This is a genomic window from Xanthomonas sp. 3793, assembly GCF_024806835.1.
In the GTDB taxonomy this organism is placed as follows: Bacteria; Pseudomonadota; Gammaproteobacteria; order Xanthomonadales; family Xanthomonadaceae; genus Xanthomonas; species Xanthomonas arboricola_F.
This window is the reverse complement of sequence record NZ_JANTYU010000001.1, coordinates 341060-367488: the sequence shown is the minus strand read 5'-3', so window position 1 is coordinate 367488 and position 26429 is coordinate 341060. Positions and strand designations below refer to the sequence as shown.

Here is a 26429-nt window from a genome sequence, read left to right as displayed (position 1 = left end):
TTGCTCCGAACGGATGGTTCTATGCGTACTAACGGCGGAAGGTGGGAAAGCTTTAACGGTGAATCGGTGACACGCCAGATTGCGCAAGCTCGGCGTTAATGCAGCAGGTGCGTGGCATCGAGCAGGATCATCGGTTGATGGCCCAGGCGTGCGACACCGCGGAACAGGTTGTTGGAGATGCGGCACAGGCGGGCGTTGTCCGGCGGTTCGATCTGCTGGTCGGTGAGGCTGGTGACGTCTTCCACGGCCGACACGCGCAGGCCCATGGTTTCGCCGTTCTCTTCCAGCACCACCACGCGCGTCTGCAGGTCCATATCCACCGGCGAGGAGCCCAGGTGGATGCCCAGATCGATCACCGGTACCACCTGGCCACGCAGATTCATGATGCCGAGCATCGCGCTGGCGGTGCCACGCAGCGGCAGCAGCGGCACCGGCAAGACCACTTCCTGCACCTTGAGCAATTCCAGCGCATAGGTCTGTTCGCCGCAGCGCAGACGCAGCCAGCGGGTGCTGCGTTCGCTGGCGCGGCGCTCGGCATGGATCTTGTCGGCCTGACCGGGGGCAAGCAGTGCCTGCAGCCCTTGCGGGTACACCGGCGCGGGTGCGGCGCGCGGGGCGGCCGGCGCTGCACGCGGGGCAGGTGTGGGGGCAGGCGCTGCGACCGGGGCGGCTTCCAGCCCGAAGGCCGGATCGGCATCCATTTCTGCCAGCAGATCGGCGGTCAGCAGGTCCACTGCAGAAGAGGCGGTGCCGAAGGCGGGGTCGGCGTCCATTTCGGCCATCAGATCGGCCGTGCTCATGAACGCGCTTGGCGCGGCCGGGGCGAACGCCGGGTCGGCATCCATCTCGGCCAGGAAATCGGCGGCAATGTCGGCAGCGCTCGGTGCTGCAACCACCGGCGGCCCGAAGGCGGGGTCGGCGTCCATTTCTGCGAGGAAGTCGGCAGCGATGTCGTCGGCGCTGGGCTTGGCGACGACCGGCGCGAAGGCGGGGTCGGCATCCATTTCGGCAAGGAAGTCGGCAGCGATGTCGGCAGCGCTCGGTGCGGCGATCGCGGGCGCAGCGAGCGCAGGGTCCGAACGCATGTCGGCCAGCAGATCGGCGGCAATGACCTCCGGCGTTGCGGCGACCGCAACCGGCGCATCGGCAACAGCGACGTCGCTGTCTTCGATCGTGGCAAGCGCCGCGGCCGGTTCGGCGGGCAGGGGGGCAGCGACCGGAGTGCTGGCGACGGCGGCGGGAATCTCCACGCCGGCATCGTGCAGCAAGCCTTCCAGATAGTCGTCCAGCTCACCGTTGGCGGTGTGGTTGCTCATGCGGCTTGCTCCATGCGCATCGCGTCATCGGCCAGCACCCATTCCAGCGCGCGGCGATAGGCGGACAGGCCGCGGCCCTGATAGTCGCCGCCGGTCGCGGGGACGGTGAGTGCGGCGGCATTGCAGATACGGGTGTCCATCGGAACGGCGTCTTCCCACACTACCGGGCCGTAGGTGGTCTGCATTTCCTTGAGCGTTTCGTTGCCGGCGCGGGTGCGGCGGTCGAACAGGGTCGGCAGGATCGACACCGGCAGTTCCCGGCGACGCGAGCGCTGCACCATGTCGGCGGTGCGCACCATGCTGGCAAGGCCGTGCAATGCGAGCGGCTCGGCCTGGGTCGGCACCACCACGCGGTCGCAGGCAGCCAGCGCGTTGATCATCAGCAGGCCAAGCGTGGGCGGGCAGTCGAGCAGGATGTAATCGTGTTGACCAGCGTGGCGGGTCATGGCGTTTTGCAATGCCAGGCCCAGGCCGGGTTGATTGGCGCTACGGCGCTCCAGCGTGGCCAGTGCGGCTTGCGCGCACACATACGACAGGCCAGGGATGCTGCTTTCGTGGGCCAGGCTGGCCAGATCGCTCGGCGGGGTGCCGAACAGGTCCAGCACCCCGCGCGGCGGCGGGTCGACCGCCACGCCGAACGCGCGGGTGAGCGAGGAGTGCGGGTCGAGGTCGATCAACAACACCCGATGGCCGAGCGCGGCCAAGCCGCGACCCAACGCCAGCGTCGTGGTGGTCTTGCCCACGCCGCCCTTTTGGTTGGCGATTGCCCAGATACGCATCTCACTGCACTCCTTCAATTACGGCGGGGACGGAACTTGTGCCGCTTTCGGTGGTGACGGCCGTTTGGCCGCCGTCTGACTTGGGAAGCTGTGGCGCCCCGGCGGCGGTCGCATGCAACTGCGATGGCGGATCGGGTGCGAGTGAGCCAGCCGAGTCAGCGAGGATGATCAACACCACACGCCGGTTCGCATTCCGTCCCGCCTCGGTTGTGTTATCGGCACGTGCGCGGAATTCTCCATAGCCCACCATTGCCAATCGTTGCGGGGCGATGCCGTCGTCGGCAAACAGGTGCACCACGCTGGCCGCACGCGCCGCCGACAGCTCCCAGTTGGAGGGGAACTGCGCGGTGGCGATGGGCTGGTTGTCGGTATAGCCCTCCACGCGCACACCGTTGGGCGCATCGCGCAGCACCGACGCCAGGGTGGACAGCGTGCCGCGGGCGCCGCCGGCCAGGGTGGCCGAGCCGGTACCGAACAGGATGTCGCTGTTGATCTCCACTTCGATCCACAGATCGTTGCGGCGGATGGTGATGAGTTTCTTGTCGATCAGCGGCGACAGCGTCTTGCTCAGCTGCTGGGCCACCGCGTCCATCTGACGCTGCGCGCGTGCCAGCTGGGTCTGATTGCGCAGCGATACGGGCATGCGCATCTGCGCTGCCATCGACGGCAGCAGGGTCGGGTCGGTGGGGCCGTTGGATGCGGCCATCGGCGCGCCGGCCTTGATCACCGACGGGCGGTCGTAATCGGCGCCCAGGCTCTGGGTCTTGCCCAGTTGCACCGGGCTGGCGTTGGTGGACGAGCCGCCGAACGCGCTGGTCAGCGCCTGTGCCATGACCTTGTACTTGCCCTCGTTGAGCGAGGAAATGGCGTACATCACCACGAAGAACGCGAGCAGCAAGGTCATCAGGTCGGCGTACGGAATCGCCCACGCTTCGTGGTTGCCATGGTCTTCGTGGTGTTTGCGACGGCGGGCCATGGGGGGGCTAATGCAAGTAGCCTGCCAATTTCGACTCGATGTTGCGCGGGTTCTCGCCCTGGGCGATCGCAATCAGCCCTTCGATCGCCATTTCGCGCTCGTTGGTGCTGCAATGGATCACGCTCTTGAGCTTGGCCGCCACCGGCAGAAACAGCAGATTGGCCGACGCGATGCCGTAGATGGTGGCGGTGAACGCCGCCGCGATGCCGTGGCCGAGCATGGCCGGGTCGGCCAGGTTCTTCATCACCGCCATCAGGCCCAGCACCGCGCCGATGATGCCCAGCGTGGGCGCATAGATGCCCATGCCCTCGAACACCTTGGCCGCGGCAAGATCCTGACGCTCCTGGTTGTCCATTTCGATCTCGAGCATATGCCGCATGGATTCGGGCTCCACGCCGTCGACCAGCATCTGCAGGCCCTTGCGCAGGAAGGCATCGCTCTGGCGCGGCAGCTGGTCTTCCAGGCCGAGCAGGCCCTGACGCCGCGCGATGTTGCTCCATTCCACGATCCGCGCCACCAGCTGCGGGCGATCGCTGGCCGGCGGCTGGATCACCCAGCGCAGGATCTTGAACGCGCGCCGGAAAACCGCCGGCGAGGTATGCAGCAGGATCGCCGCCACGGTGCCGACGATCACGATCACGAAGGCAGCCGGCGACCACAGCGACGAAATGCCGGCGCCTTTCAATACGCTGCCGCCGACGATCGCCACGATCGCCAGCACCAGTCCGATGATGCTCAATCTGTCCATGCAAGCGGTATCGGCCCGGGCGCGGCGGACTTGATAGAGCCAGATGGTTGAGAGCGCCAGAAAGTTGTCGTTTTGCGGCATGGGCCGCTTCCACTCGGGCGTCGATGCAGGGTTTCCAGGTCATCGGTGCATGCGCTTCCGGCCAGGGCGTGTCATCAAGCCCGCAGCAGGCCCCGCCGCCCGTGCGCGTGCACGCAGGCAACAAGCGCGCGCATGTTCGGTGTGGCGATCGCGTTGGCGATGGCCGCCAAGCGGCGTGTGGTGGGCAATGCCCTTACGTCGATCTGTCTCTTGCTGAGCCTGGTTTCAAATGAGGTGTGCGCTGGCGCTTCGGTTAACCGCTTGCGTCCGGTTGCGGGCGAGGGTGTGTTGCTTGCAGCGATCACGCTGCTGCAGCCGGCGACGCGGCGGGCTCTACCGTGCCGTGTGCAAGCGTGGCGGGCCGGCCGCCCATCGTGGGTGGCTTGCAACGCCGCTGGTCTGTTGCGCGGCAGAATGCGCTGCCGCATGGGCTGTGCTACTTAGCTTTCCACGCCATTAGAACGATCTAATTGCATTTGCATGGGGAAGCGGGCGCAAGAGGAAGGGGCGGGTTGCCGCAACGGCGACGGATATTTTTGTGTCACTTCGCGCAGCGTTCCTGGCCAATCGTTGAATCGACAGACATCCGCCGCAGCCAATCACCTTTGGGAGAGCACGATCGAAATGAACTGCACGCCATTCGCACGCCACCGCAGCACGCTGTCCGCCGGTATCGCCATTGCCTTGTTCGCGAGCACCGTCTCTACCGCCGCCGCCCAGCAGGCCGACGGCACGCCGGCGCCCACGGGCCAGGCCGAGGTGCAGGCCACGGACCTGGACGCGGTGACAGTGACCGGCTACCGCTACGCGATCGAAAAAAGCCTGGAGCAGAAGCGCAACGCCAACGCCGTGGTCGATGTGATCACCGCCGAGGACGTGGGCAAGTTCCCCGACAAGAACGTGGCCGATGCGCTGCAGCGCGTGCCCGGCGTGGTCATCAGCCGCGACGGCGGCGAGGGCAAGAACGTCAGTGTGCGCGGCCTGTCCTCGGAGCTGGTGCTGACCGAATTGAACGGCAACTACATCGCCACCGCCGAGTCCAACGGCGACCCGACGCGCTCGTTCAACTACACGCTGCTGCCGTCGAACCTGCTGGGCAGCGCGGAGCTGTACAAGACCCCGGAAGCGCGCATCGACGAAGGCGGCATCGGCGGCACGGTGATCCTGCAGACGCGGCGCCCGCTGGAACTGGAGCCAAACTCCGGCTTCGTCTCCGCCGAGGGCACCTGGTCCGATACCAGCAAGAAGACCGACGGCCAGTTCTCCGGCTCGTACTCGTGGCACGACAAGGACAACCGCTTCGGTGTCTTCGTCGGCTACACGCAGCAGAAGCGCACCGCACGGACGCTCGATGCCAGTACCGAGAGCTGGCAGTGGTACGGGCGCGACGAAGTCGGCCCGGCGGTCGACGTGAACGGAAATCCGTCGGACTTCAATGCCAACTGGTGGGGCGGGACCGGTTTCTGGACCCAGGACGGCAATTACTCCACCGGTTTCATGATGCCGACCGCGGTCAGCCTGGGCGCCAAACGCGAGCAGCGCGAGCGCAAGGGCGGGCAACTGACCTTGCAGTTCAAGCCGACCGACGACCTGACGCTGACCGCGAACTACTTCCGCTTCGACCTGTCGCAGGACTCGCAGACCAATACCATCAAGATTCCCGAGTGGAACATCGCCCGTTACAACGGCGACGGCAACTGGCGCGGCGGCCGTCTGCTCGACCGGCTGCAGTTTGATCCCAGCGGCACGATTGTCACTGGCGCCGCCTACAGCCTGCGCCCGGGCAAGACCTACTACTGCAGCGAGGCCGAGGCCGCCGCGGCCGGCCTGCCGCCGGGCGGCTGGGGCTCGGACGACTGCACGGTGCCGACGCCGCAGATCACCGGCAGCTACAACATCGAAAAATCGCAGTCGCAGACGGTGGACCTGGGCGGCGAATGGCGTGGCGAGCAGGTGGACGTGGCGTTCAAGGCCGGCCGCACCTGGGCCAAGGGCGGGCCGGAGCTGCAGTTTTCCCTGCCGATCAAGCCGCGCCTGCAGAACGCCGACGGCAGCTGGACCAACGCCAACTTTGCCAGCGCCTGGGACCTGACCGGCACGCCGTCCATGACGTTCTCGCCGGAGCTGATGCAGAACCTGCGCGACGGCATCCTGCAGGTCGACCTGGGCTCGACCGGCTCGTCCTGGACCCGCAACACCAACCAGCAGCAGTACGCGCAGATCGATACCACCTGGCATTTCGACGGCGAGGTCTTCGACTCGCTGCAGTTCGGCATCAAACGTCGCGACGGCGGCATCCACCGCAGTACCGGCAACAACTACTGGGTGTGCCCGGGTACCGATCCGGGCGACTACGACAACCGCTACTGGAACGGGCGCTGCAATGCCATCGCCACCCAGTTCTCGCCGGGGCTACTGTTCGCGCAGGACAACCTGGCCGGTGGCGTCAATGCCAGCGCGTTCCCGGCGATCAACTTCCCGGGCTACATCGGCTACTTGAACCAGACCTACGGCGCGATGCAGACCCGCAGCGAAGACAACTTCGTCTACAACGTCGACGAAGAGATCTATTCCAGCTATCTGCAACTCAACTTCCATACCGAGCGGCTGCGTGGCAACGTCGGCGTGCGGGTGGCGCGTACCGGCCAGCGTGCCGAGTCCACCGACAAGGTGACCGCCTATAACGACTACTTCTTCGACGGCGCCGACGGCAATCCGCTGGCCTGCCAGCAGGGCGCCGCCACGCCCGGCGGCGCGCCGGCCGACACCTATTGCGGCACCGAAGGCTACTGGCGCTTGGCCGACAGCGTGCAACGCACCGAGTCGTTCGTGGTCAGCGGGCTGGACCGCAACTACACCGACGTGCTGCCGAGTTTCAACCTGGCCTACGACCTGACCGAAAACCTGCTGCTACGCGCGGCAGCCGCGAAGGTGATCGCACGCCCCAGCTACAACGACATCGCCGCGCCTGGCAGCCTGGAGTTTTACAGCCCCGAGTACGTGGCCGACCGGCGCCTGACCGGCGGTGCCAGCGAGCAGGGCTGGTACGGCTCGGGCAGCAACAAGAACCTGGAGCCGTACAAGGCCAACCAGTTCGACCTGGGGCTGGAATGGTATTTCCTCCCGGGTTCGGTGGCGGGTGTGGGGCTGTTCCGCAAGAACGTGGAGAACTTCGCGGTCGACGTGATCAGCGACGTCAACATGATGGTCGACGGGCAGCCGGTCACCGTGCAGAACTACAGCACCCAGGCCGGCGGCCAGGACGCGGTCTCGCAGGGTGTGGAGCTGTACGCACAGCACACGCTGTCGTCCGGCCTTGGTATGCAGTTCAACTACACCTACAACGATGCCAGCAAGGCGGCAGTGCGGCTGGAGGACGGCACCGAGGCCGGCGAGACCGCCATGCCGGGCAGCGCCAGAAACCAGACCAACCTCACCGTGTTCTACGAGACCGACAGTCTGCTGCTGCGCGCCTCGTACAACCGTCGCGGTGAACTGGTGCAAGGCCTGGTCAACGGGTTGAACGTCTTTGAGGAGCCGTACTACCAGATCGATGTCAATGCGGCCTACAACATCACCCCGGCGCTCAGCCTCACCGCCTCGGTGCTGAACCTGACCAAGCAGGAGTCCCGCACGCACCTGGGCGAGGACACCCGCGCCCGCTTCTATACCGGCGGATACGCAGGCCGGCTGGCGTACCTGGGGCTGACTTACAAGTTCTAGGTCCCCAGCGTGTCGTGCCCATGCCTGCCGCGTGGCGGACGGTATGGGCGCGATGGTTTGGTGACCGCCGAGCTGCAGTTTCGCCGTGCTCGAACGCTCGCACCGTGGCTGTGGCTGCTATGGCGGTGTCTCGCAACTCTTCTTCAATCGAACTGGTCGGCGATGCTGCGCTTGACTCAGAGCTCGCTGAAAGAGGTGAGCCTGGAACCGATATTTCCGGCTGGGCATTAGCGGTTGCGCGCAACCAAGTCCTGCGTACCACTGCTACAGGTACCGAACGCATCGACGTGGCTATGGGCAGCGTTGTTCGCCATTAGCACCATGCGTCTGGAGTCCATTATGCAACTTATGGAGCAGAGCGGTCACTGGAGGAAAGCGCGCGTGCTGCGCACAAAAGACTGCATGGCCAATCTGAGCGAGGCCGATCGGCTCGTTCGCTTAGCAAGGCTCGGGCTTAAGATTAGCCGCGCCAGCTACTATTTGTATCTGGCGTCAGCACATGCGTTCGTCGCCGGGGCGTTGTCCGTCAAAAAAACAGCAAAGTTGCCTGATGCTGACATCTTAAAATCCTCTGGAGCTTGTTTGATCGAGGTGGCGACGAGTTATATTGCGAGATTACAGTCCGGGCCCGTGTAGCACTTATGCAGGCCAAACATTCGGCTGCGCATGACCGAAACGATTCCTACAGTTTTTCGATATTAAACGTGTAGACGCTGCCGGTCGTCTGCTTCGAGGCCACTTGACTGGCGAGCACGCCTTCAGTACTTTAATTTTTATTTAGGCCAAGAAAATGGATGACAAGCCCCTTAGGATCCGCCGTTTGGAACTAACAGATATTGGCGGTTTCAAGCATATGGAGATAAATTTTTCGGAGCAATTGAGTCTTATCTGTGGACCTAATGGCGTAGGGAAAACTACTGTTTTGGATGCCGTTGGGTCAATCTTTGTTGCGCACTATTCATTTAATGTGATTAAGCGTCGTTCCGGAAGCGAGTTGGGCCGGGTTCAGTATATTATATCCGCCAATGGCGAAGATTTTCATCGGGGCGGTGAAGTGAGAAATTTCAATCCGGATGAAAATTTAAATCCCTTTGGATACGATGGCGCAAATAGTAGTAAAGTTATATATGTAAAAAGTTCTAGGGATCTTGGTTATGGGCAGCTTTCTGGGGTCATGCGAGATCCAGTCAAAGATAATAATGGCTACCAGCTCCAGGCTGTCAACGGAATTTCGGTGCATGACATTAAACAATGGTTTAGTAACCGTTATTTGATGCGACCGCACGGGGAACACTGGCCGGAGTACCAGCTAGAAAATTTTGAGGTAGCCAAGACCTTCTTTTCCCTGCTTGATCCAACGGTTGAACTCAGTCATGTTGACAGTTCTACTTTTGATATTATGCTTAAGACTCGCTCGGGGTTAATTCCGTTTGAATATATGTCTGCTGGATTTAGGACGTCTTATGCACTAATTCTAGGCATTTTAAAAGAGATTGAATTTCGGAGGTTAAGTGTTTCTGCCAATAACTTCGATGGAATAATCCTGGTTGACGAGCTTGACCTTCATCTGCATCCAACCTGGCATGGCCCCATGCTTTATGCGCTCAAAGCCTCGTATCCAAGAGCGCAAATTATAGTAACTACACACAGTCCGCATATGGTTCAGTGCGCCAAATTAGAGGAACTAATTATTTTGCCGAGGGAGGGTGTGCAGCCTACTAGCCTGAAGGGAGTGGACCCCGAGTTTGGCCTTATTGGGTGGACTGTTGAAGAAATACTGAGAGACGTTATGGGAATGGAGGATCCCCGTCCGTTTGCGTTCGTAAAAATAATGGAGCGCTACGAGAATGCTGTAACAAGGAAGGATTACATCGAAATGGAGGCCGCAAAATCTGAATTATTGCGTGCACTTCACCCTTCAAGTGTCGTTCGTCAGATTATAGAAATCGAGGCGATCTGATGATTTCAATTACAAGAGCTGCGGCTCCAGCTATTTTGACGACGAAATTCATTCAGGAGGGGGTCGAGAGGTTTAAGGCTGATGGACATCCGGTTTGGGATGTTCCGAGTATTAAATTGGCCCTTTTGAAAATATCTAGCAGCAAGTGTGCATATTGTGAGTTGAGGCTTGGGGAGGGTGCTGCGTATCTTGAGGTGGAGCATTTTTTTGCAAAGAAACACCATCCTGACAGAGTATTAGACTGGGACAATCTGCTGCCAGCATGTAAAAGGTGTAATGGATCCAAAGGTTCTTGGGACACTGCGGCGCCTGGACAAATGATGGTCGATCCATGCTTGATGAATCCTCAAAAGCACATTCATTTGGATCTGGCTTATCGGCCTGTTGGTATTACTGAGGAAGGTGAAAATACTGTAATTGAAGTGGGTCTCAATGATATACTTAGACTTGGAGTCTTGCGCTACGCGATTGGCGAGGCTTTCAAAGATAAGTTGGAGGAGCTATGTAAAGAGCGCTTGGCGATAGTCACAGGTGCAACCCCTGGGCCGCGCCGCGCGCTTGTTCGCAGGCTCAAGATCCTGATGGATCAATGTGCGTCGGATCAGCCCTTTAGCGCAGTGTTGTCAACGGTGTTAATTCGTAGTTCTCATTACGAGATTTTGCAGAATTCGATTATGGCCTGGGGAGATTGGGATGCTCAGCTCGACGCTTCTGACCGCAGCGCTCGTGCTCTATCGCTAGCTTGATACTCTTTTTCGCAATGGCGGTTCCAGATTCACTTCCACTGCAGCCTGGCCGTCGCCAAACCATGCGCCCATGCCTGCCACGCAGCGGTATGGGCGGTGACGATCCGGATCTCGGATCATCTGCATTACCTGCAGGTTGAAGGCGTTATCGACTGTTCTGCGGTTTTTCGTCGTGTCTAGCGCAAGGCTCGTGGGGAGGATCATCCCCATTTGGGGTCTACGAGCGTTAGACAAGCACGCCACCATATCGCCGCGTGCAGCGGCATAAATCGGCAGCGGAGCTGGAGGAAAACGAGAACGGCCGCGCGAAGCGGCTGTTGTCATCACATCAGGCGGACAAGATCGTCTTGACGATTCCCGATTCCCGATTCCCGATTCCCGATTCCCAAATCCCAAATCCCAAATCCCAAATCCCAAATCCCAAATCCCAAATCCCAAATCCCAAATCCCAAATCCAAATCCAAATCCAAATCCCGTAATGGGGTCCGTAATTGGGTCAGGTGCACTTATCAGGCGACGGCGCTCGGCTTGCGTGGCCCGTATGGAACTGCGCAAGCGGCGCACACAGCCGCGCGAGACCCGCCAGCGTGTCTTGACACGCCAGACCGCGTACTTGCAATCTAGGCCCAAGGAGCGTCGAAACTCCTCTCATAGCGGTACCCACCTCCGTCAAACCGGTGGGTTTTTTGTGCCTGCGTCCTGCAGGTGCAAGCCGACGCAATGCCTGTGTCGGGAGGGCGGCTAATACAACACCCGCAAGGGGAATACGCCCGCCGGCTATGAGCGGTTTCGAACCTCCCGACATCCCGTCGCCGTTGGCGGCGGTTCTTGGGTTGTTCCAGGAGGGCGTTGCCATGTCTACCGCACCATCCATGCCGGCATCTGTGTCGGTTGATCTGTTGCCAGTCTCCGCTCACCGCCTGTGGTGGAATATGGGCGATGTGTTGCGCCGGCTCGTCGCACGCGCAGCTGTTGAGCAGGTGAGCAACCATTCAGCGCATCTGCTGAGTCGCCAGCTCGGTGTGTTGTCGCGTACCTCACGCCGCCGGTTCGCACGCAGTGCCGTGGCGCTGCAGCAGTGCGCGGCTGCATCCATCACCCGCCACCAGCCGGAGGCGCCATGACACGCCGCCGCCCACCCACGGCATCTGCCAGTACAAGGCCCACCCGCACACGGACTCGCCCCGCGCCACCCAAGCGGGTGCAGTGGGTCGTTGTGGAACCCGACCGCACCAAGCTGCCACCGATGCTGCCGCCCGACCCGGACGCCTCTCCGCAAGGCCCCGGCACGCTGCGCGCACCCCGCCGCGCCCGCCGCCCGCGCCAATGCACTGTGAGCTACACCCATTACCCCGGCGCCCACGACCACGCCGGCGACCAACACGTGCCCCACGTTCGCCTCAGTGGCCTATGGCTGGAACAACTGGGCTTTGCCATTGGCACCAAGCTGCGCATCACCGCCAGCGCGGGGCAGCTGCTGATGGAGGTGTTGCCGCCGGTGGAGGTGCCGGCCGCATCCCGCAGAGCGCGACGGTAGCTGGAACGAAGTCGCAGTGGCGGTATCGTGGTTCAGCGGGCCAACCTTCCCGACCGAAGGAGAACAAAGTCTCGGGCCTTACATTACCAGGGGACTGGGCCAGGTATGCGCATATCGATTGCTTTACTTTCATTAGCACCTCTTGTGCTTGGCTGTAGCGCCGTGCCCGCTGCGAAGACGCATCAGCCTGCTGCATATCCCACAGGTATTGCAATTTAATCCTAAATGGATTTTCCTCCAGTTGCCATTTTGGCACCACTGGGCTATATTGCGTCCACCAACAGTAGGAGACATGAGATGAAGTAGGCACGATCAGACCACATAGGCAGCGAGCTCAGACCAAGCCAAGAGCTTGGCCAGCTCCGGTGAAGACGAAACACACATAGGAGTTACCTATGCATGCGACCAGTAATGACCGGGCAAGAATAACGACCCGAGTCACCGCTTACGCGCAGCAAGCAATTGAACAGGCGGCTGAGATGACGGCAACAACGACGAACCAGTTCGTCGCCCAGGCCGCGCTGCGGGAAGCTGAGAGAATCATCGAAGAACATTCGATCATTCGACTAAGCCAGAACGACATGCAGAAATTTCTGGATGCGCTCGACAACCCGAAGCCGGTCCCCGATCGTCTGGCTGTCTCCCTGAAACATCATATGGAGACGAGAAACCATGGCACTGGAAGTAGAAGTAGTACCGTTCGCTGGACACCTAAGCCGCGCTGATTTCGACTGCGGCAACAAGGAATTGAACGATTGGCTGCATACCACGGCGAGCCAGCACCAGAAGCGCGGCGTCAGCCGCACGTTCCTGGCAATTCCGATGAAGGGAACCTTGTACGCTTGGCACCAGGAAAGATTTGAGGACATCGAGGACACCACCGTCCTCGGCTTCTTCAGCCTGTCATCAGCGCAGGTAATGAACAGCGAGCTGCCACCAGCTGGCTCAAAGCTGCCCCGCAATGTTCCTGTAGTCCGCATGGGCCGCCTGGCGGTTCATCAACGACTGAAAGGGCGCGGCTTCGGCACGATGCTCCTCATGGAAGCCATCGCGCGAGCCGCACAGGTGAGCGAAACCATTGGCGTCACGGGACTGTTCGTGGATGCCAAGGAAGATGCCGCCCCCTTCTATCAGAAGTTCGGGTTCCAGCCTGCGGCGTCGAACCCTCTCAAGCTCTGGTTGCCTATGGCAAGCATCACTGAGCTTTTGAAAACGTAATACCTCTCCACAGCTCCATGCGAAGAATCCTCTGACTCAGGTCGGTTAGGGGATTCTTGCGTTTGGGTGATCGCCCTGACGATTAGATCCACTTCGGAGAGCGCATCCAGGCGTGGAGTGCAGCGAATGCGCATCGGACGCCCCTTCTGCAGCAGCAAAGTATGTAATGACCCAGCGGTCTCTGCACAGGTCATGTAGCTAAAGCATATGCTGTTGAGTAAAGCTTGCGTGTGCTGTTGCGTGGAGATAGCCAGTGGGCGATACCGGTGGATTCGCATCCCAGCCCCGCCAGCCAGCTGGCGAATGCAGCAAGTGTATTGATCAGCAGCAGGATCTGCAGACGTTCGCCGCGTCGGGTCAAACTGTCTTCCATCGACTGGCCGTAGCGATGCGACTTCAGATCACGAAATGCCAGTTCGATCTGCATCCGTCGCGCGTACACATTGACCAACTGCGTCTTGCCGATTCCCGAATCCCGAAGCTCAATGATCGCTGGAACGCAATCCATCCACATCCAGGATCAGCGCCATGCGGCCGTCGCCAATGAGGGTGGCGCCGGCGTAGCCGGGCAGGCCGCGCAGGGCGCGGGGCAGGGGCTTGATCACCACTTCCTCGCGGCCGCGCACTTGGTCCACCACCAGGCCGAAGCGGGTTTCGCCGGCCTGCAGCAGCACCACCGTCAATAGCGGCGGTTGTTCGGCAGGCACGCCCAGCCAGCGGCGCAGGTCGATCAGCGGCAGGGTGTGCGAGCGGCGGTCCAGCACGGCGCGGCCGTCGAACCAGCCCAGCGAGGTCTGCGGGGCGTGCAGCACCTCGACCACGCGCGCCAGCGGCAAGGCGTAGACGGCTTCGCCGGCTTGCACCAGCAGAGTCGGCAGAATCGCCAGGGTCAGCGGGACGCGGATCATGAAGCGGCTGCCGCGGCCCAGTTCGGACTGGATCTGGATCTGACCGCTCAATTCGCGGATGCGCGATTGCACCACGTCCATGCCAACGCCGCGGCCGGAGATGTCGGTGACCTCGGCCTTGGTCGAAAAGCCCGGCATGAAGATCAGGTGCAGGCACTCGTCGGTGCTCAGGCGGGCGGCGGCCTCGGCGTCGATCAGGCCCTTGTTGCGGGCGATCTCGCGCAGGCGCTCGGGGTCGATGCCGGCGCCGTCGTCCTGGATTTCGATGCTGACGTAGTCGCCTTCCTGCTGCGCGGACAGGCGCACATGACCGCTGCGCGGTTTGCCGGTGGCTTCGCGCAGGGCCGGCGATTCGATGCCGTGGTCGATCGCGTTGCGCACCAGGTGCACCAGCGGGTCGGCCAGAGCCTCGACCAGGTTGCGGTCCAGTTCCGTCTCGGCGCCGATCAGTTCCAGTTCCACTTCCTTGGACAGCGTGCGCGCGACATCGCGGGCCACCTTGGGGAAGCGTGCGAACACCTTGCTCACCGGCTGCATGCGGGTGCGCATCACCGCGGTCTGCAGGCGCGCGGTGGCGATGTCCAGGGTGCTGACCGCGCGGTCGAGTTCTTCGTCGCGCAGGCGGGTACGCAGGGTCTTGAGACGGTTGCGCGACAGCACCAGTTCGCCGATCAGGTTGACGATGGCGTCCAGGCGCTTGGTGTCCACACGCACGGTCTGCTCGGCGTCGCCACCCTTGGCCGCCGCCTTGGGCGCGGCCTTGGCGCCAGCCGCAGCAGCGCCATGTGCGTCGTCGTGTGCGGGCGCAGCGGCGGCGGCCTTGGGAGCGGACTTGACCGCCGGCGGGCCGCTCTTGGCGTCGAACTGCGCAATCAGCGATGCCGGTGCGTGCGGTACGGTTTCCCCCGAGCCCATCGCATCCAGCATGGCCTGCAGATAGTCCAGCGACTGCTGCGCGGCATCGAAGTGATGCGCCTGCAGCACCGCCTGGCCCGAGCGCGCCATGCCGAGGGTTTCTTCAGCGGCGTGGCACAGCTCCACCATGGGTTTGATCGCCAGGAAGCCGGCGCCGCCCTTGAGCGTGTGGAAACCGCGGAACACTGCATTGAGCTGGTCGGCTTCGTCTGGCGCCTGTTCCAGCGACACCAGCTGTTCGCCGAGGCGGTCCAGGATTTCCTGGGCCTCGACGATGAAATCGGCAGCAATATCGTCTGGAACAGCACTCATGGTTACAACCCCAATCCGGACAGCAAATCGTCGGCGTCGTCCTGCGACACCGCGTGACGGTCCAGGCCCTTGATTGCAGGGCCGGCCAGACCGCCGTCGTCTTTCTTCGGCTCGGTGTTCTTGGGCGGCAGGCCCAAGGCACCGAAACCTTCATGCACGCGGCGCACGATCCCGGCCACGCGGCGGATGATCTGCCCGCTGAGGTCCTGGTAGCTCTGCGCCAGCGACAGCTCGGTCAGGTTGTGGCGCATCTTTTCCAGCAGCGCGCCCTGGTCTTCATTGAGCCCGCCGTCGCGCAGCTGGTTGGCCAGCACGCGGCATTCTTCCACCAGGTCCAGCGTGCGATGGCTGGCCTTTTCGGTCATTTCCACCACATGGTCCAGGCGCGAGCAGGCATCGTCCAGTTCGCCGGCTTCCTCGGGCACCGTGGGCAATTCGCCCAGCGCCTGGCCGAGTTCGCGCGCGAGCCGGCTCAGGCTCTGCATCATCGGGCGTGTGCGCAGGGCGGCGAGGTGATCGACCTCGCGACGCCAGGCGACCTGGTCACCGCTTTCCAGTGCATCGAGCGCGTTCTGCAGGCGCTCGATCAACGCGGCACGTTCGGCATCGGTTTCCACGGTGGCGTTCATCAGGCGGTCGCCGCCAGACGTTCGAACACCTTGCCCAGCTTTTCTTCCAGCGTCTGCGCGGTGAACGGCTTGATGATGTAGCCGTTCACGCCGCACTGCGCCGCTTCGATGATCTGCTCGCGCTTGGCTTCGGCGGTCACCATCATCACCGGCAGGTGCTTGAGCTTGGCGTCGGCGCGGATGTTGCGCAGCAGGTCGATGCCGGTCATGCCGGGCATGTTCCAGTCCGTCACCACGAAATCGAACGGGCCCGCGCGCAACGCAGCCAGTGCGCTGTTGCCGTCTTCGGCCTCTGCGGTATTGGTGAAGCCGAGATCCGCCAACAGATTCTTGACGATACGTCGCATCGTCGAGAAGTCGTCCACGATCAGGATCCGCATGTTCTTGTTCACATCAAGCTCCTAACGCTAAAAAATACGCGAAAAAATTAGTCGTCAATTTCGACACCGGCATCGGCCAGTTCGAAGACTTTGAGGCGGCCGCGCAAACGCACCACGGCCTGGCCATGGATCTGGCAGACGCGCGACTCGCTGACACCGAGTACGGCGCCGATTTCCTTCAGGTTCAATTCCTGTTCGTAGTACAGCGACAGCACCAGCTGCTCGCGCTCGGGCAACTGGCCGATGGCCTTGCCCAGCTCGCGGCCGAATTCGCCACGCTCCATCATCTGCTGCGGATTGGGGCCACCCTTGGCGGTGGTGTCCAGCTCGCCGTGATCCTCGATGCGCGATTCCAGGCTCAGCACCTGGCCGCGTGCGGCATCTTCCATCAGGCGCAGGTAGTCGGGCAGCGGCATTTCCATCGCGGCGGCCACCTCGGTGGCGGCGGCGGCGCGGCCGGTGTTCTGCTCGATCTTGCGCACCGCCGCAGCGGCGTCGCGGGCACGGCGGTGTACCGAACGCGGCACCCAGTCGCCACGGCGGATCTCGTCGATCATCGAGCCGCGGATGCGGATCGAAGCATAGGTTTCGAACGAGGCGCCCTGTTCGGAGTCGTAGCTGCGCGAGGCCTCGATCAGGCCGATCATGCCGGCCTGGATCAGGTCGTCCACTTCCACGCTGGCCGGCAGACGCGCAGCCAGATGGTGGGCGATGCGGCGGACCAAGTCGGCGTGCTGGGTCACCACGTCGTTGGCGTTGTTGCGCTGCACGGCGCGGTACTGCGCGCTGGCCGTGGTTGCGGTAGCGGTGCTCATGCGGCCACTCCCCGTTGAATGATGCGTTCGACAAAGAACTCGACATTGCCGCGCGGCACGGTGGGGGCCTGCCAGCGCGAGGTACGGCGAGCGATTTCTGCGATGGCCTGCGCCGACGGACTGGCGGGGTAGGCCTTGATGACCGGCTGCTGACGCTGCACCGACAGGCGCAACCAGTCGTCCTGCGGGACGTGGCCGAGATAGTTCAGCGACACGTCGCCGAGGAACTTTTCGCAGACGCGGGAGAGCTTGTCGTACAGCAGGCGGCCTTCGTTGGGGTCGCGCACCATGTTGGCGATGATCTGCAGGCGGTCCACGCCGCGTTCGCGCGAGAGCACCTTGATCAGCGCGTAGGCGTCGGTGATCGAGGCCGGTTCGTCGCAGACCACCACCACGGTGTCCTGGGCGGCCTGGCAGAAGGTCAGCACGCTGTCGGTGATGCCGGCGGCGGTGTCGATGACCATCACGTCCAGGTCGCGTTCCAGTTCGGAGAACACGTTGACCAGGCCGATGTGCTGGGCCGGGGCCAGTTCGGCCATGTGGCGGCGACCGGAGGCGGCCGGCACCACCAGCACGCCGCCGGGACCTTCGATGATCACTTCATCCAGGGTGCAGCGGCCGGCGATCAGGTCGGCCAGGGTGTACTTGGGCGACAGGCCCAGCACCACATCCAGGTTGGCCAGGCCCAGGTCGGCGTCCAGCAGCAGGGTGCGCTTGCCCATGTCGGCAAGTGCCACCGCTAGGTTGGCGGAGATGTTGGTTTTCCCCACGCCGCCCTTGCCGCCGGTCACGGCAATGGTGCGCACCGGGCCCAGGGGCTCGGGACGGGTCGCCGACAGGGGGAAGGCGTTGGTCAGCTTGGCGTATTCACGCGACTGCATGGTTGTGCTCCGGAGTACAGGGCTTATCGGCAGCGCGCCGCAAATCTTCAAGGCGAAGAACGAGACTGGCGGCATTGGCGCGGTGCAGGTCGTCGGGGACCCGCTGTCCGTCAGTCACCCAGGTGATGGGCATTTGGTGGTCGACCACCACCGACAAGGCGCTGCCGAAGCGGCCGGTCTCGTCGAGTTTGGTCAGCACCACGCCTTGGGGCTTGGCGTGGGCAAAGCGGCGCACGACCTCGTCGAGGTCGGCGAAATGGGAGTTGGCGGGCAGCACCAGCAGCGAAGTCACCTGCTGGGCGGCACGCAGCCAGTTCAGCTGGGCGGCCAGGGCGCGGTCGCGCTGGCCCATGCCGGCGGTATCGATCAGCACCAGCTTGTAGTCGCGCAGGCGGTCCAGCAGCTCGAGCAGGCTTTCGGCGCTGTCGGCCTCGTGCACGGCGATACCGAGCTGGCGGCCGTAGCTGTGCAGCTGCTCGCGGCCACCGACGCGCAAGGTGTCGGTGGTGACCAGGGCGACGTCGCGCGGGGCGTGCTGGGCGGCGAAGCGCTGCGCCAGCTTGGCGATGGTGGTGGTCTTGCCGGCACCGGTCGGGCCGACCAGGGCGATCACGCCGCCGCGTTCCAGCGGGTCGACCGGGGCCACCGGCAGGCGCTTGGACAGCAGGCCCAGCATCAGCCCGCGGCCACGGTGCAATTCGGTATCGGCCGGGATCTGCATGGCGACGTCGCGGGTCAGGCCGGCATCGAAGCCGTAGTCGTCCATCAGCTCCAGTGCCTGCGCACGCACCGGCGAGCCACGCAGGCGCTCGTCGGTGAGGCGGTTCATTTCGCGCTCGATCATCTGCCGCATCAGCGCCAGTTCGCCGCGCAGCTGCTTGAGTTCTTCGTCGTTCTGCGGGGCCGGCGCGGCGGCCACCGGCACTGCGGACAGTGCGGCGGGGGCGGGCGGGGCGACCACGATCGGCGGCAGTGCGGCCGGCGGCAGGATCTGCGGCAGCGCGTCGTCCAGGTCGAAGTCGGCTTCGTCGTCGAATCCATCGTCGTCCTGCCCGTGCGCGGCGTAGGCCGGGGCGGCGACTGCTGCGGCAACGACCGGGGTCGGCGCCTGCATCGGAGCGGCCTGCACGGCGGGGCGCTGCACCGGGGCGGTGGTCAGAAAGTCGGCGAACAGCTGTTCCGGCACCGCCGACAGCGCGTGTTCCTGACGCTGCACGACCGGCGCGGCCAGTTCCTGCGCGGCCGGCATCGGCGCGGCGCTGCGGATCGGGGTGGCGACCGGCGCCTGGCGCGGCACGCTGGCCGGCTGGCGCAGGGCCATGGCAGCAATCATGTCTTCGGCGGCGCTGGCCACGCGCTGGCGGTGGCTCATGGTCTCGGCAGCGGGCTTCAGTGGAGCGTGGACCGGCGCGGCCGGGCGGGCGGCAACCTGCGCCGGCTGGGCCGGAGCCTGCTGCACGGGAGCCTGCTGCACGGGAGCCTGCTGGACCGGCGCGGTGCCGGGGGCCGGCGTTTCGCGGGCGGTTTCCAGGGCGCGCTGCACCAGCTCTTCGTCGTAGTTGCTGGCGGCGACGATCTCGATGCCTTCGGCGGTACGGCGGTTGGACAGGATCACGGCATCCGGGCCGTGTTCCTCACGCACCATGCGGAATGCGGTGCGCATGTCCGGGGCGACAAAGCGTTTGATCTTCATGCCACATGCCTCCAGGAACGGGACCCGCCGGACGCCGGACGGGTGCGCGATGAATGTGGGTGTGTTGCCAGCGTCATGAGTTGCCTGTCCCGTTCGGTTGTTCCAAGTCCTGCCATCCGCCCCGCAGCGGTGGTGCTGTCTGCGGTCTCGCCAGAGCTAATGCACGCGGCGTGCCAAAACCGCAGTGCTGGGTTTTTGGCGAGAGGGGGTGGGAGCGCGCCGAGGCGGCTGGGTGTAGATGCTGCGCTGCGTGTACTGCGTTAAGTGCTTGCATCTATTGAAATTTTCGGCAGCGTTACCTGCCGGTTTGACGGCGCCTGTGTGCTGGGCGGCAGGGCAGATCTGGTGTGTTGGAGCGCACCGAGCGCCTGCGCGAACCGCCACCCAGTCGCGCTCGTGTCGCTTTCAGCGGTCGGCGTCATGCAATCGATTGGAGATTTCGCCGAGTGGCGGATTTCCGACGCCTGGATCTGGTGCCTGGCGGCCAGCCTGTTGTGGTTGCCGGTGGGCTGTACCGGAGCGCTGATGCAATCGTAGGAGCGCACCTGGGCGCGACGGGCTGTCCCGGTAAAGCCGTCGCGCCCAGGTGCGCTCCTACAGGAGGCATATGGTCGGATATCCGACACGTCGTAGGAGCGCCCTTGGGCGCGATGGGCCGTCCCGATAAAGCCTGTCGCGCCCAAGGGCGCTCCTACAGGGGCAGCGCGACGTGTCGTAGGAGCGCACCTGGGCGCGACGGGCTGTCCCGGTAAAGCCCTCGCGCCCAGGTGCGCTCCTACAGGAGGCATGCGGTCGGATATCCGACACGTCGTAGGAGCGCCCTTGGGCGCGATGGGCCGTCCCGGTAAAGCCTGTCGCGCCCGAGGGCGCTCCTACAGGGGCAGCGCGGCGTGTCGTAGGAGCGCACCCGGGCGCGACGGGCTGTCCCGGTAAAGCCGTCGCGCCCAGGCGCGCTCCTACAGGATGTCCTGCCTTGCGGCATGTGGTCGGATATCCGACACGTCGTAGGAGCGCCCTTGGGCGCGATGGGCCGTCCCCGGGACAGCCCGTCGCACCGGGTGTGCTCCTACGCCTCAGCTGATCGTGCCGACCAGCTTCAGACGCTTGTCTTCCGGCACTTCGCTGTAGGCCAGCACCGACAGGCTCGGCACGCTGTGGCGGACCAGGCGGGCCAGCGCGGCGCGGACCTGGCCGGGTACCAGGACCACGGCCGGTTCGTTACGGGCTTCCTGCTTGCCGACGCAATCGGCCAGGCTCTGGTGCAGCCGCTCGGCCAGGCCGGGCTCCAGTGCCACGCCGTTGCCGTGGGTGGATTCCTGCAGTACGCGCTCCAGCTGCGGGGCCAGCGTGTAGACCGGCAGTTCGGCGGACATGCCGGCGATCTCCTGCACGATGAAGCGGCCCAGCGAGGTCCGTACCGCGGCGGTGAGGGTGGCCGGGTCCTGGCTGTGCGGGGCGTGCTCGACCAAGGCTTCGACGATCTTGCGCAGCTGGCGCACCGGGATGCGCTCGATCAGCAGGTTCTGCAGCACGCGCACCACCACCGACAGCGGCAGCGCCTTGGGGGTGAGGTCTTCCACCATCTTCGGCGCGGTCTTGGCCAGGGTCGCCAGCAATTGCTGCACTTCCTCGTGACCGAGCAGTTCCGGGGCGTGTTCGCGGATCAGGTGCGACAGATGGGTGGCCACCACGGTGGCCGGGTCGACCACGGTATAGCCCATCGATTCGGCGTAGGAGCGCTGATGCGGCTGGATCCAGGTGGCATCCAGGCCGAACGCCGGGTCCTTGCCGGGAATGCCGTCCAGCTGGCCGAGTGCACCGCCCGGGTCCAGCGCCAGCTCGCGGTCGGGGTAGATCTCGGCCGTGGCCACCGGCACGCCATGCACCAGCAGGCGATAGGCGTTGGCCGACAACTCCAGGTTGTCGCGGATATGCACCGGCGGCACCAGGAAACCGATGTCCTGGGTGAGTTTGCGGCGCACGCCCTTGATGCGCGCCATCAGTTCGCCGCCCTGGTGCTTGTCCACCAGCGGGATCAGGCGGTAGCCCACTTCCAGGCCCAGCGGGTCGATCGGGCGCAGTTCGTCCCAGCTCAGTTCCGCGCTGGCCTGTGCGGCAGTGGCTGCGGCGGCCGCCTTGGGGTCGCTGGCGGGGTCGCCGGTCGGGGCGACGACCAAGCTGCGCTTGTACATTTTCCAGGCGATCACGCCCAGGATCAGGCCCAGCGTCAAAAACGCGACGTTGGGCATGCCCGGCACCAGGCCGACCAGGCCCAGGATGGCTGCGGCCACCGCCAACGCGCGGTGCTGGCCGAACACCTGGCTGATCATGGCCCCGCGCATGTCCTGCGCACGCGAGGCGCGGGTCACCAGCAAGGCGACCGAGGACGACACCAGCAGGGCCGGCAGCTGCGCCACCAGGCCGTCGCCGATCGACAGCAGGGTGTAGGTGGAGGCGGCATCCACAAAGCTCATGCCGTGCTGGAACATGCCCACCGCCATGCCGCCGATGAGGTTGATGAACAGGATCAGGATGGCGGCGATGGCGTCGCCGCGGATGAACTTGTTGGCACCGTCCATCGCGCCGTAGAAGTCGGCTTCCTCGCGCACTTCCTCGCGGCGGGCCTTGGCTTCCTCGCGCGTCAGCAAACCGGCGTTGAGGTCGGCGTCGATGGCCATCTGCTTGCCGGGCATGGCGTCCAGGATGAAGCGCGCGGTCACTTCCGACACGCGTCCGGCACCCTTGGTGATGACCACGAAGTTGATGATGGTCAGGATCGCAAATACCACGATACCCACGGCGTAGTTGCCGCCGATCACGAACTGGCCGAACGCCTCGATCACCTTGCCGGCCGCGGCATGGCCGTCCTGGCCGTTGATCAGGATCACGCGGCTGGAGGCGACGTTCAGCGCCAGCCGCAGCATCGTGGTCATCAGCAGCACGATCGGGAAAATGGTGAATTCCAGCGGGCGCTGCACGTACACCACCGCCAGCAGCACCATCAGCGAGATGGCGATGTTGAAGGTGAACAGCGCATCCAGCACCGGCGCGGCCAGCGGCACCATCAGCATGGCCAGCATGGCCATCAGCGCCAGCGGCGCGCCCAGGCCGTTGCGCAGCAACTCCATGATGCGCCGGGCGTTCATCGGGGCGGGTTGGGCGCTCATGCGCTGGCTCCCTTGCCGAACTCATCCACGTCCAGCGACGGCAATTCCGGCATCGGGCCGCCGTTCCAGCCACGCAACTGGTAGACGTAGGAGAGCACCTGGGCCACGACCGAATAGAGTCTCACGGGAATTTCCTTGCCGATTTGAGCTTCTCTATACAAGGCGCGTGCCAAAGGCGGTGCGGTGACGATCGCCACCCGGTGTTGTTCGCAGGCTTCGCGGATGCGGAAGGCCATTTCGTCCACGCCCTTGGCCACCACGATCGGGGCGCGCATCTTGCCGCCTTCGTACTTGAGCGCCACCGCGTAGTGGGTCGGATTCATCAGCACCACGTCGGCCTTGGGCACCGCCTCCATCATCTGGCGCTGCGACATCTGCATCTGCATCTGGCGGATACGGCCCTTCACCTCCGGGCTGCCCTCGCTCTCCTTCATCTCGCGCTTGATCTCTTCGCGGGTCATCTTGAGCTTCCGCATCCAGTTCCACTTCTGGTACGGCGCGTCGATGGCGGCCAGCAGCACCAAGGCGCCTGCGGTGTAGAACAGCAGGCTCTTGGTGAACTGCAGGCCGTTGCCGACCGCCTGTTCCAGCGGCTGGTTCACCAGCGAGCGCAGGCCGTGCAGGTTCTTGGAGATGCACAGCCAGGCCGCCAGGCCGACGAACAGCAGGCGCAGGATCGACTTGACCAGCTCGGCCAGGCTGTTGCTGCCCCACATGCGCTTGATCCCGTTCATCGGGTTGAGCTTGGTGAGGTCGGGCATGATGGCCTTGCTGGAAAAATGCAGGCCGCTCATCAGCAGCGGGCCGGCCAGTCCGGCCAGCAGGCAGACGCCGATCAACGGCAGCATCACCCACAGCAGCTGCATCAGCAGGTCGCCGAAGTGGCCGAACAGCGCCATCGGGTTCTCGCGCATCCTCGGGTCGGGGCTGAGCGCGGTCTTCATCCACACCGCCGCGCCATCGCCGATGCCGCCGGCCAGGGCCATCAGCCCGAACACGCCGGCGCCGAACACCGCCGCGGTGGACAACTCCCGCGATTGCGGGATGTTGCCCTGCTCACGTGCCTCGCGCAGGCGTTTTTCGGTGGGAAGCTCTGTGCGTTCGCCGCCGTCTTCGGACTCGGACATGGAGGTGCCGGTGGGGGATCAGCCTGGGCTGATGCAAGTTGTGTTCCTTAAAAAACGGGATTGGGGAATCGGGATTGGGGATTCGCAAGAGCGGGTGGCGGGGCGCCGGGCGAGTTGGGGCGGGTGGGAGCAGGGCGGGTCGGTCGCCGATGTCTGAGGAGCGGCAACGTCTCGGCAAACGGTCGTGGCACGTCAAAAACGGGATTGGGGAATCGGGATTGGGGATTCGCAAGAGCGGGTGGCTGGGTGTGGGGCGAGTTGGGGAGGGTGGGGGCAGGGCGGGACAGTTGCCGATGTCTGACGACTGGCCTGCATCGGGCTGGATGGGCGGCGGCTCGGGTCGCCGGCATCGGGTTGCACCTATGGCAACTCGCAGGGTGCGCATGCCGCGCTTTCGGCCAGCCGCCGGGGCTTCGCTCAGCTGGCCTGGCGACGCAGGCCGTCGCGCTGGGCGACGACCACGGCGATGAACCGGTCGGCCTCCATCGGCCGCCCCAGCAGGTAGCCCTGCAACTGGTCGCAGCCCAGCCGTTCCAGGGTGTTGCGCTGGGCAGCGGTCTCCACGCCCTCGGCCACCACCTGCAGGCGCATGGTGTGGGCCAGCGCCACGACCGCCGCGACAATGGCGATGTCTTCGGCGCCGCTGTCCATGGCCTGCACGAAGCTGCGATCGATCTTGAGCTCGTGCGCGGGCAGTTTGCGCAGATAGAGCAGGTTGGAATAACCGGTGCCGAAATCGTCGATGGCGATGCGCACACCCAGCGCATTGAGCTGGCCGAGCGTGCGCAGGCAGGCGTCGGCATCGCGCATGGCCATGGTTTCGGTGATTTCCAGCGTGAGCTGGCCAGGCGCGATGGCGTAGTGGCTCAGCGTGGTGGCCACTTCGTCGAGCAGGCTGGGCGAGGCCAGCTGGGTGGCCGACAGGTTCACCGCCACCCGCCAGTCGCCGTGGCCGGCATCGCGCCACGCGCGCATCTGCCGGCACGCCTGCTGCAGCACCCAGCTGCCGAGCGGGCCGATCATGCCGCTGCGTTCGGCCAGCGGAATGAAGCTGTCCGGCGGCACCAGGCCGCGCTGCGGATGCTGCCAGCGGATCAGCGCCTCGGCGCCGATCGGGCGGCCGTCGTCGGCGCAGTACTTGGGCTGGTAGTGCAGCACGAACTGGCCCGATTCCAGCGCGCGCGGTATGTCTTGCAGCAGCTGCAGGCGCTCGCGGGTGGTGTCGGTCATGGCGCGCTCGAAGAAGCGGTAGCGGTTGCGCCCGGCCTGCTTGGCGTGGCCCATCGCCGCGTCGGCGTGGGTCATCAGCTGGTGCTCGCTGCCGGCGTCTTCGGGATACAGCGCAATGCCGATGCTGCTGCTCAGGCGCAGCTCCTGGTCGCCGACCAGAAACGGCAGCGCCAGCGCCTGCAGCAGATGCCCGGCAATGGCCGCGGCGTCTTCCGGGTCGGCGATATCGGCCACCAGCACGAATTCGTCCGCGCCCAGCCGCGCCAGGCTGCCGTGCGCGCGCCGGTGCGCGCTCAGGCGCTCGGCCACCACCACCAGCAATTGATCGCCGACCCGGTGGCCATAGCCGTCGTTGATCACCTTGAAGCCGTCCAGGTCGATCAGCATCACCGCAAAACGTTGCCCATCGCGTTGCGCGCGCTCGATGTTCTGCAAGACGTGCTCGTGCAGCAGCACCCGGTTGGGCAGGCGGGTGAGCGGGTCGTGCAGGGCGGCCAGCGCCAGATCGGCATTGGCTTGCGCCAGCGATTGCGCCAGCACGTCGGTGCGCTGCTGATAGCGGCGCGACAGCACCGAGATCACCAGCGCCAGGATCAGCAGGCCCAGCGTGACCGCCACCACCACCGCGGCCAGCCACGACAATGGCAGGTGCGCCCCGGCGGCCGCGCCGCAGATGCTGCCCGCTGCGAATTGCGCGGCGGCCATGCCGGTGTAATGCATGCCGACGATCGCCACGCCCATGATCAAGGCGGCGATCAGGCGCAGGCTGTAGCGGCGGCCATCGTGACGCAGCCGGAATGCGATCCACAGCGCGGCGGCGGACGCACCGATGGCGATCGCCACCGACAGGACAAACAGCATCGGGTCATAGGTGATGGCAGGCGACATGCGCAGCGCGCCCATGCCTATGTAGTGCATCAGCGCGATGCCCAGCCCCATCAGCACCGCGCCCAGGCCCAGCCGCGGCCAGGGCAGTTGCGGTTGCGAGGTCAGCCACAGCGCCAGCGCCGAGGCCAGGATGGCCGCCAGCATCGAGTAGGCGGTCAGCGCCACGTCGTAGCCCAGCGGAATGGGGAGCTGGAACGCCAGCATGCCGACAAAGTGCATCGACCAGATGCCGATCCCCATCGCGATGGCGCCGCCCACCAGCCATGCGGCGGCGATGCCGCCACGGCTGACGGTCATGCGGGCGGCCAGATGCAGCGCGGTGTAGGAGGCCAGCACGGCCACCACCAGCGACAACAGCACCATGCCAAGGTTATAGGTTGCGACCACCCATCCAGTTCCG

General features: G+C 64.4%; 21 protein-coding genes and 1 pseudogene. 8 read left to right on the top strand and 14 right to left on the bottom strand.

What is annotated here, in order from left to right:
* Positions 1–95 precede the first annotated feature (95 nt).
* From FHY18_RS01580 to FHY18_RS01565, 4 genes are read right to left on the bottom strand one after another with little or no spacing between them, the layout of a single operon-like run.
* On the bottom strand, positions 96–1316 hold the full coding sequence (locus tag FHY18_RS01580) for a chemotaxis protein CheW (protein ID WP_259150346.1): 1221 nt from the start codon (positions 1314–1316) through the stop codon (positions 96–98).
* Entirely contained in the window at positions 1313–2095 is a 783-nt protein-coding gene (locus FHY18_RS01575) for a ParA family protein (protein WP_010375633.1), read from the bottom strand. Before FHY18_RS01575 ends, FHY18_RS01580 begins: the two co-directional genes overlap by 4 nt.
* 1 nt (position 2096) lies before the next feature.
* Entirely contained in the window at positions 2097–3071 is a 975-nt protein-coding gene (gene motD / locus FHY18_RS01570; protein WP_259150315.1) for a flagellar motor protein MotD, read from the bottom strand.
* 7 nt (positions 3072–3078) lie between these two features.
* A complete protein-coding gene (locus FHY18_RS01565; RefSeq protein WP_259150313.1) occupies positions 3079–3819 on the bottom strand; it encodes a flagellar motor protein in 741 nt (246 codons plus the stop codon).
* Between the two features lie 651 nt (positions 3820–4470).
* Between FHY18_RS01565 and FHY18_RS01560 the strand changes: the two genes are divergently transcribed.
* From FHY18_RS01560 to FHY18_RS01525, 8 genes are all read left to right on the top strand, one after another.
* Positions 4471–7623: a TonB-dependent receptor gene (locus tag FHY18_RS01560; protein WP_259150310.1), complete on the top strand. Its 3153-nt coding sequence runs from the start codon at positions 4471–4473 to the stop codon at positions 7621–7623.
* Between the two features lie 321 nt (positions 7624–7944).
* Positions 7945–8259, top strand: coding sequence for a hypothetical protein (locus tag FHY18_RS01555; RefSeq protein WP_259150307.1), 315 nt, complete (start codon positions 7945–7947; stop codon positions 8257–8259).
* Positions 8260–8413: 154 nt separating this feature from the next.
* Positions 8414–9583 (top strand): AAA family ATPase, encoded by a 1170-nt coding sequence (locus FHY18_RS01550; protein ID WP_259150305.1) that lies wholly within the window; start codon positions 8414–8416, stop codon positions 9581–9583.
* Positions 9583–10329 carry an HNH endonuclease gene (locus FHY18_RS01545; protein ID WP_259150303.1) on the top strand — a complete coding sequence of 249 codons (747 nt, stop codon included), beginning with the start codon at positions 9583–9585 and terminating at the stop codon, positions 10327–10329. Before FHY18_RS01550 ends, FHY18_RS01545 begins: the two co-directional genes overlap by 1 nt.
* Before the next feature lie 779 nt (positions 10330–11108).
* A complete protein-coding gene (locus tag FHY18_RS01540) occupies positions 11109–11453 on the top strand; it encodes a hypothetical protein (RefSeq protein WP_259150299.1) in 345 nt (114 codons plus the stop codon).
* Positions 11450–11866, top strand: a complete 417-nt coding sequence (locus FHY18_RS01535) for a type I toxin-antitoxin system SymE family toxin (RefSeq protein ID WP_259150297.1) — start codon at positions 11450–11452, stop codon at positions 11864–11866. The genes FHY18_RS01540 and FHY18_RS01535 overlap by 4 nt, the downstream gene beginning before the upstream one ends.
* 395 nt (positions 11867–12261) lie before the next feature.
* On the top strand, positions 12262–12591 hold the full coding sequence (locus FHY18_RS01530; protein ID WP_259150296.1) for a DUF1778 domain-containing protein: 330 nt from the start codon (positions 12262–12264) through the stop codon (positions 12589–12591).
* Complete coding sequence (locus FHY18_RS01525; RefSeq protein ID WP_259150293.1) at positions 12539–13084, top strand: GNAT family N-acetyltransferase; 546 nt, start codon at positions 12539–12541, stop codon at positions 13082–13084. The genes FHY18_RS01530 and FHY18_RS01525 overlap by 53 nt, the downstream gene beginning before the upstream one ends.
* A gap of 211 nt (positions 13085–13295) precedes the next feature.
* Here the strand turns inward: FHY18_RS01525 and FHY18_RS01520 are convergent.
* The 10 genes and pseudogenes from FHY18_RS01520 to FHY18_RS01475 all read right to left on the bottom strand — a co-directional run.
* Positions 13296–13538 (bottom strand): annotated as a pseudogene (locus FHY18_RS01520) (transposase); the annotation flags it as partial.
* A gap of 28 nt (positions 13539–13566) precedes the next feature.
* Positions 13567–15219 (bottom strand): chemotaxis protein CheA, encoded by a 1653-nt coding sequence (locus FHY18_RS01515; RefSeq protein ID WP_259150292.1) that lies wholly within the window; start codon positions 15217–15219, stop codon positions 13567–13569.
* Between the two features lie 2 nt (positions 15220–15221).
* Complete coding sequence (locus tag FHY18_RS01510; protein ID WP_259150290.1) at positions 15222–15848, bottom strand: protein phosphatase CheZ; 627 nt, start codon at positions 15846–15848, stop codon at positions 15222–15224.
* Positions 15848–16240 (bottom strand): chemotaxis response regulator CheY, encoded by a 393-nt coding sequence (gene cheY / locus FHY18_RS01505; RefSeq protein ID WP_014507662.1) that lies wholly within the window; start codon positions 16238–16240, stop codon positions 15848–15850. The genes FHY18_RS01510 and cheY overlap by 1 nt, the downstream gene beginning before the upstream one ends.
* A 35-nt stretch (positions 16241–16275) precedes the next feature.
* On the bottom strand, positions 16276–17043 hold the full coding sequence (locus FHY18_RS01500) for an RNA polymerase sigma factor FliA (protein ID WP_005918198.1): 768 nt from the start codon (positions 17041–17043) through the stop codon (positions 16276–16278).
* Positions 17040–17924 (bottom strand): MinD/ParA family protein, encoded by an 885-nt coding sequence (locus tag FHY18_RS01495; protein ID WP_010374294.1) that lies wholly within the window; start codon positions 17922–17924, stop codon positions 17040–17042. Before FHY18_RS01495 ends, FHY18_RS01500 begins: the two co-directional genes overlap by 4 nt.
* Entirely contained in the window at positions 17911–19617 is a 1707-nt protein-coding gene (gene flhF / locus FHY18_RS01490) for a flagellar biosynthesis protein FlhF (protein ID WP_259150224.1), read from the bottom strand. The genes FHY18_RS01495 and flhF overlap by 14 nt, the downstream gene beginning before the upstream one ends.
* A 1073-nt stretch (positions 19618–20690) precedes the next feature.
* Positions 20691–22763 (bottom strand): flagellar biosynthesis protein FlhA, encoded by a 2073-nt coding sequence (gene flhA, locus FHY18_RS01485; protein ID WP_259152452.1) that lies wholly within the window; start codon positions 22761–22763, stop codon positions 20691–20693.
* A 17-nt stretch (positions 22764–22780) separates the two neighbouring features.
* The gene (gene flhB / locus FHY18_RS01480) at positions 22781–23911 is read right to left on the bottom strand and encodes a flagellar biosynthesis protein FlhB (RefSeq protein ID WP_259150221.1); all 1131 of its coding nucleotides are present in this window, start codon (positions 23909–23911) and stop codon (positions 22781–22783) included.
* A gap of 417 nt (positions 23912–24328) precedes the next feature.
* Positions 24329–26416: an EAL domain-containing protein gene (locus FHY18_RS01475; RefSeq protein WP_259150220.1), complete on the bottom strand. Its 2088-nt coding sequence runs from the start codon at positions 26414–26416 to the stop codon at positions 24329–24331.
* Positions 26417–26429: the final 13 nt, after the last annotated feature.

Bases quoted from the DNA above. Each gene is read 5' to 3' on its own strand.
- FHY18_RS01580 (WP_259150346.1), bottom strand. From the start codon at position 1,316: ATGAGCAACCACACCGCCAACGGTGAGCTGGACGACTATCTGGAAGGC.
- FHY18_RS01575 (WP_010375633.1), bottom strand. From the start codon at position 2,095: ATGCGTATCTGGGCAATCGCCAACCAAAAGGGCGGCGTGGGCAAGACC.
- motD (WP_259150315.1), bottom strand. From the start codon at position 3,071: ATGGCCCGCCGTCGCAAACACCACGAAGACCATGGCAACCACGAAGCG.
- FHY18_RS01565 (WP_259150313.1), bottom strand. From the start codon at position 3,819: ATGGACAGATTGAGCATCATCGGACTGGTGCTGGCGATCGTGGCGATC.
- FHY18_RS01555 (WP_259150307.1), top strand. From the start codon at position 7,945: ATGCGTCTGGAGTCCATTATGCAACTTATGGAGCAGAGCGGTCACTGG.
- FHY18_RS01550 (WP_259150305.1), top strand. From the start codon at position 8,414: ATGGATGACAAGCCCCTTAGGATCCGCCGTTTGGAACTAACAGATATT.
- FHY18_RS01545 (WP_259150303.1), top strand. From the start codon at position 9,583: ATGATTTCAATTACAAGAGCTGCGGCTCCAGCTATTTTGACGACGAAA.
- FHY18_RS01540 (WP_259150299.1), top strand. From the start codon at position 11,109: ATGAGCGGTTTCGAACCTCCCGACATCCCGTCGCCGTTGGCGGCGGTT.
- FHY18_RS01535 (WP_259150297.1), top strand. From the start codon at position 11,450: ATGACACGCCGCCGCCCACCCACGGCATCTGCCAGTACAAGGCCCACC.
- FHY18_RS01530 (WP_259150296.1), top strand. From the start codon at position 12,262: ATGCATGCGACCAGTAATGACCGGGCAAGAATAACGACCCGAGTCACC.
- FHY18_RS01525 (WP_259150293.1), top strand. From the start codon at position 12,539: ATGGCACTGGAAGTAGAAGTAGTACCGTTCGCTGGACACCTAAGCCGC.
- FHY18_RS01515 (WP_259150292.1), bottom strand. From the start codon at position 15,219: ATGAGTGCTGTTCCAGACGATATTGCTGCCGATTTCATCGTCGAGGCC.
- FHY18_RS01510 (WP_259150290.1), bottom strand. From the start codon at position 15,848: ATGAACGCCACCGTGGAAACCGATGCCGAACGTGCCGCGTTGATCGAG.
- FHY18_RS01500 (WP_005918198.1), bottom strand. From the start codon at position 17,043: ATGAGCACCGCTACCGCAACCACGGCCAGCGCGCAGTACCGCGCCGTG.
- FHY18_RS01495 (WP_010374294.1), bottom strand. From the start codon at position 17,924: ATGCAGTCGCGTGAATACGCCAAGCTGACCAACGCCTTCCCCCTGTCG.
- flhF (WP_259150224.1), bottom strand. From the start codon at position 19,617: ATGAAGATCAAACGCTTTGTCGCCCCGGACATGCGCACCGCATTCCGC.
- flhA (WP_259152452.1), bottom strand. From the start codon at position 22,763: ATGAACGCCCGGCGCATCATGGAGTTGCTGCGCAACGGCCTGGGCGCG.
- flhB (WP_259150221.1), bottom strand. From the start codon at position 23,911: ATGTCCGAGTCCGAAGACGGCGGCGAACGCACAGAGCTTCCCACCGAA.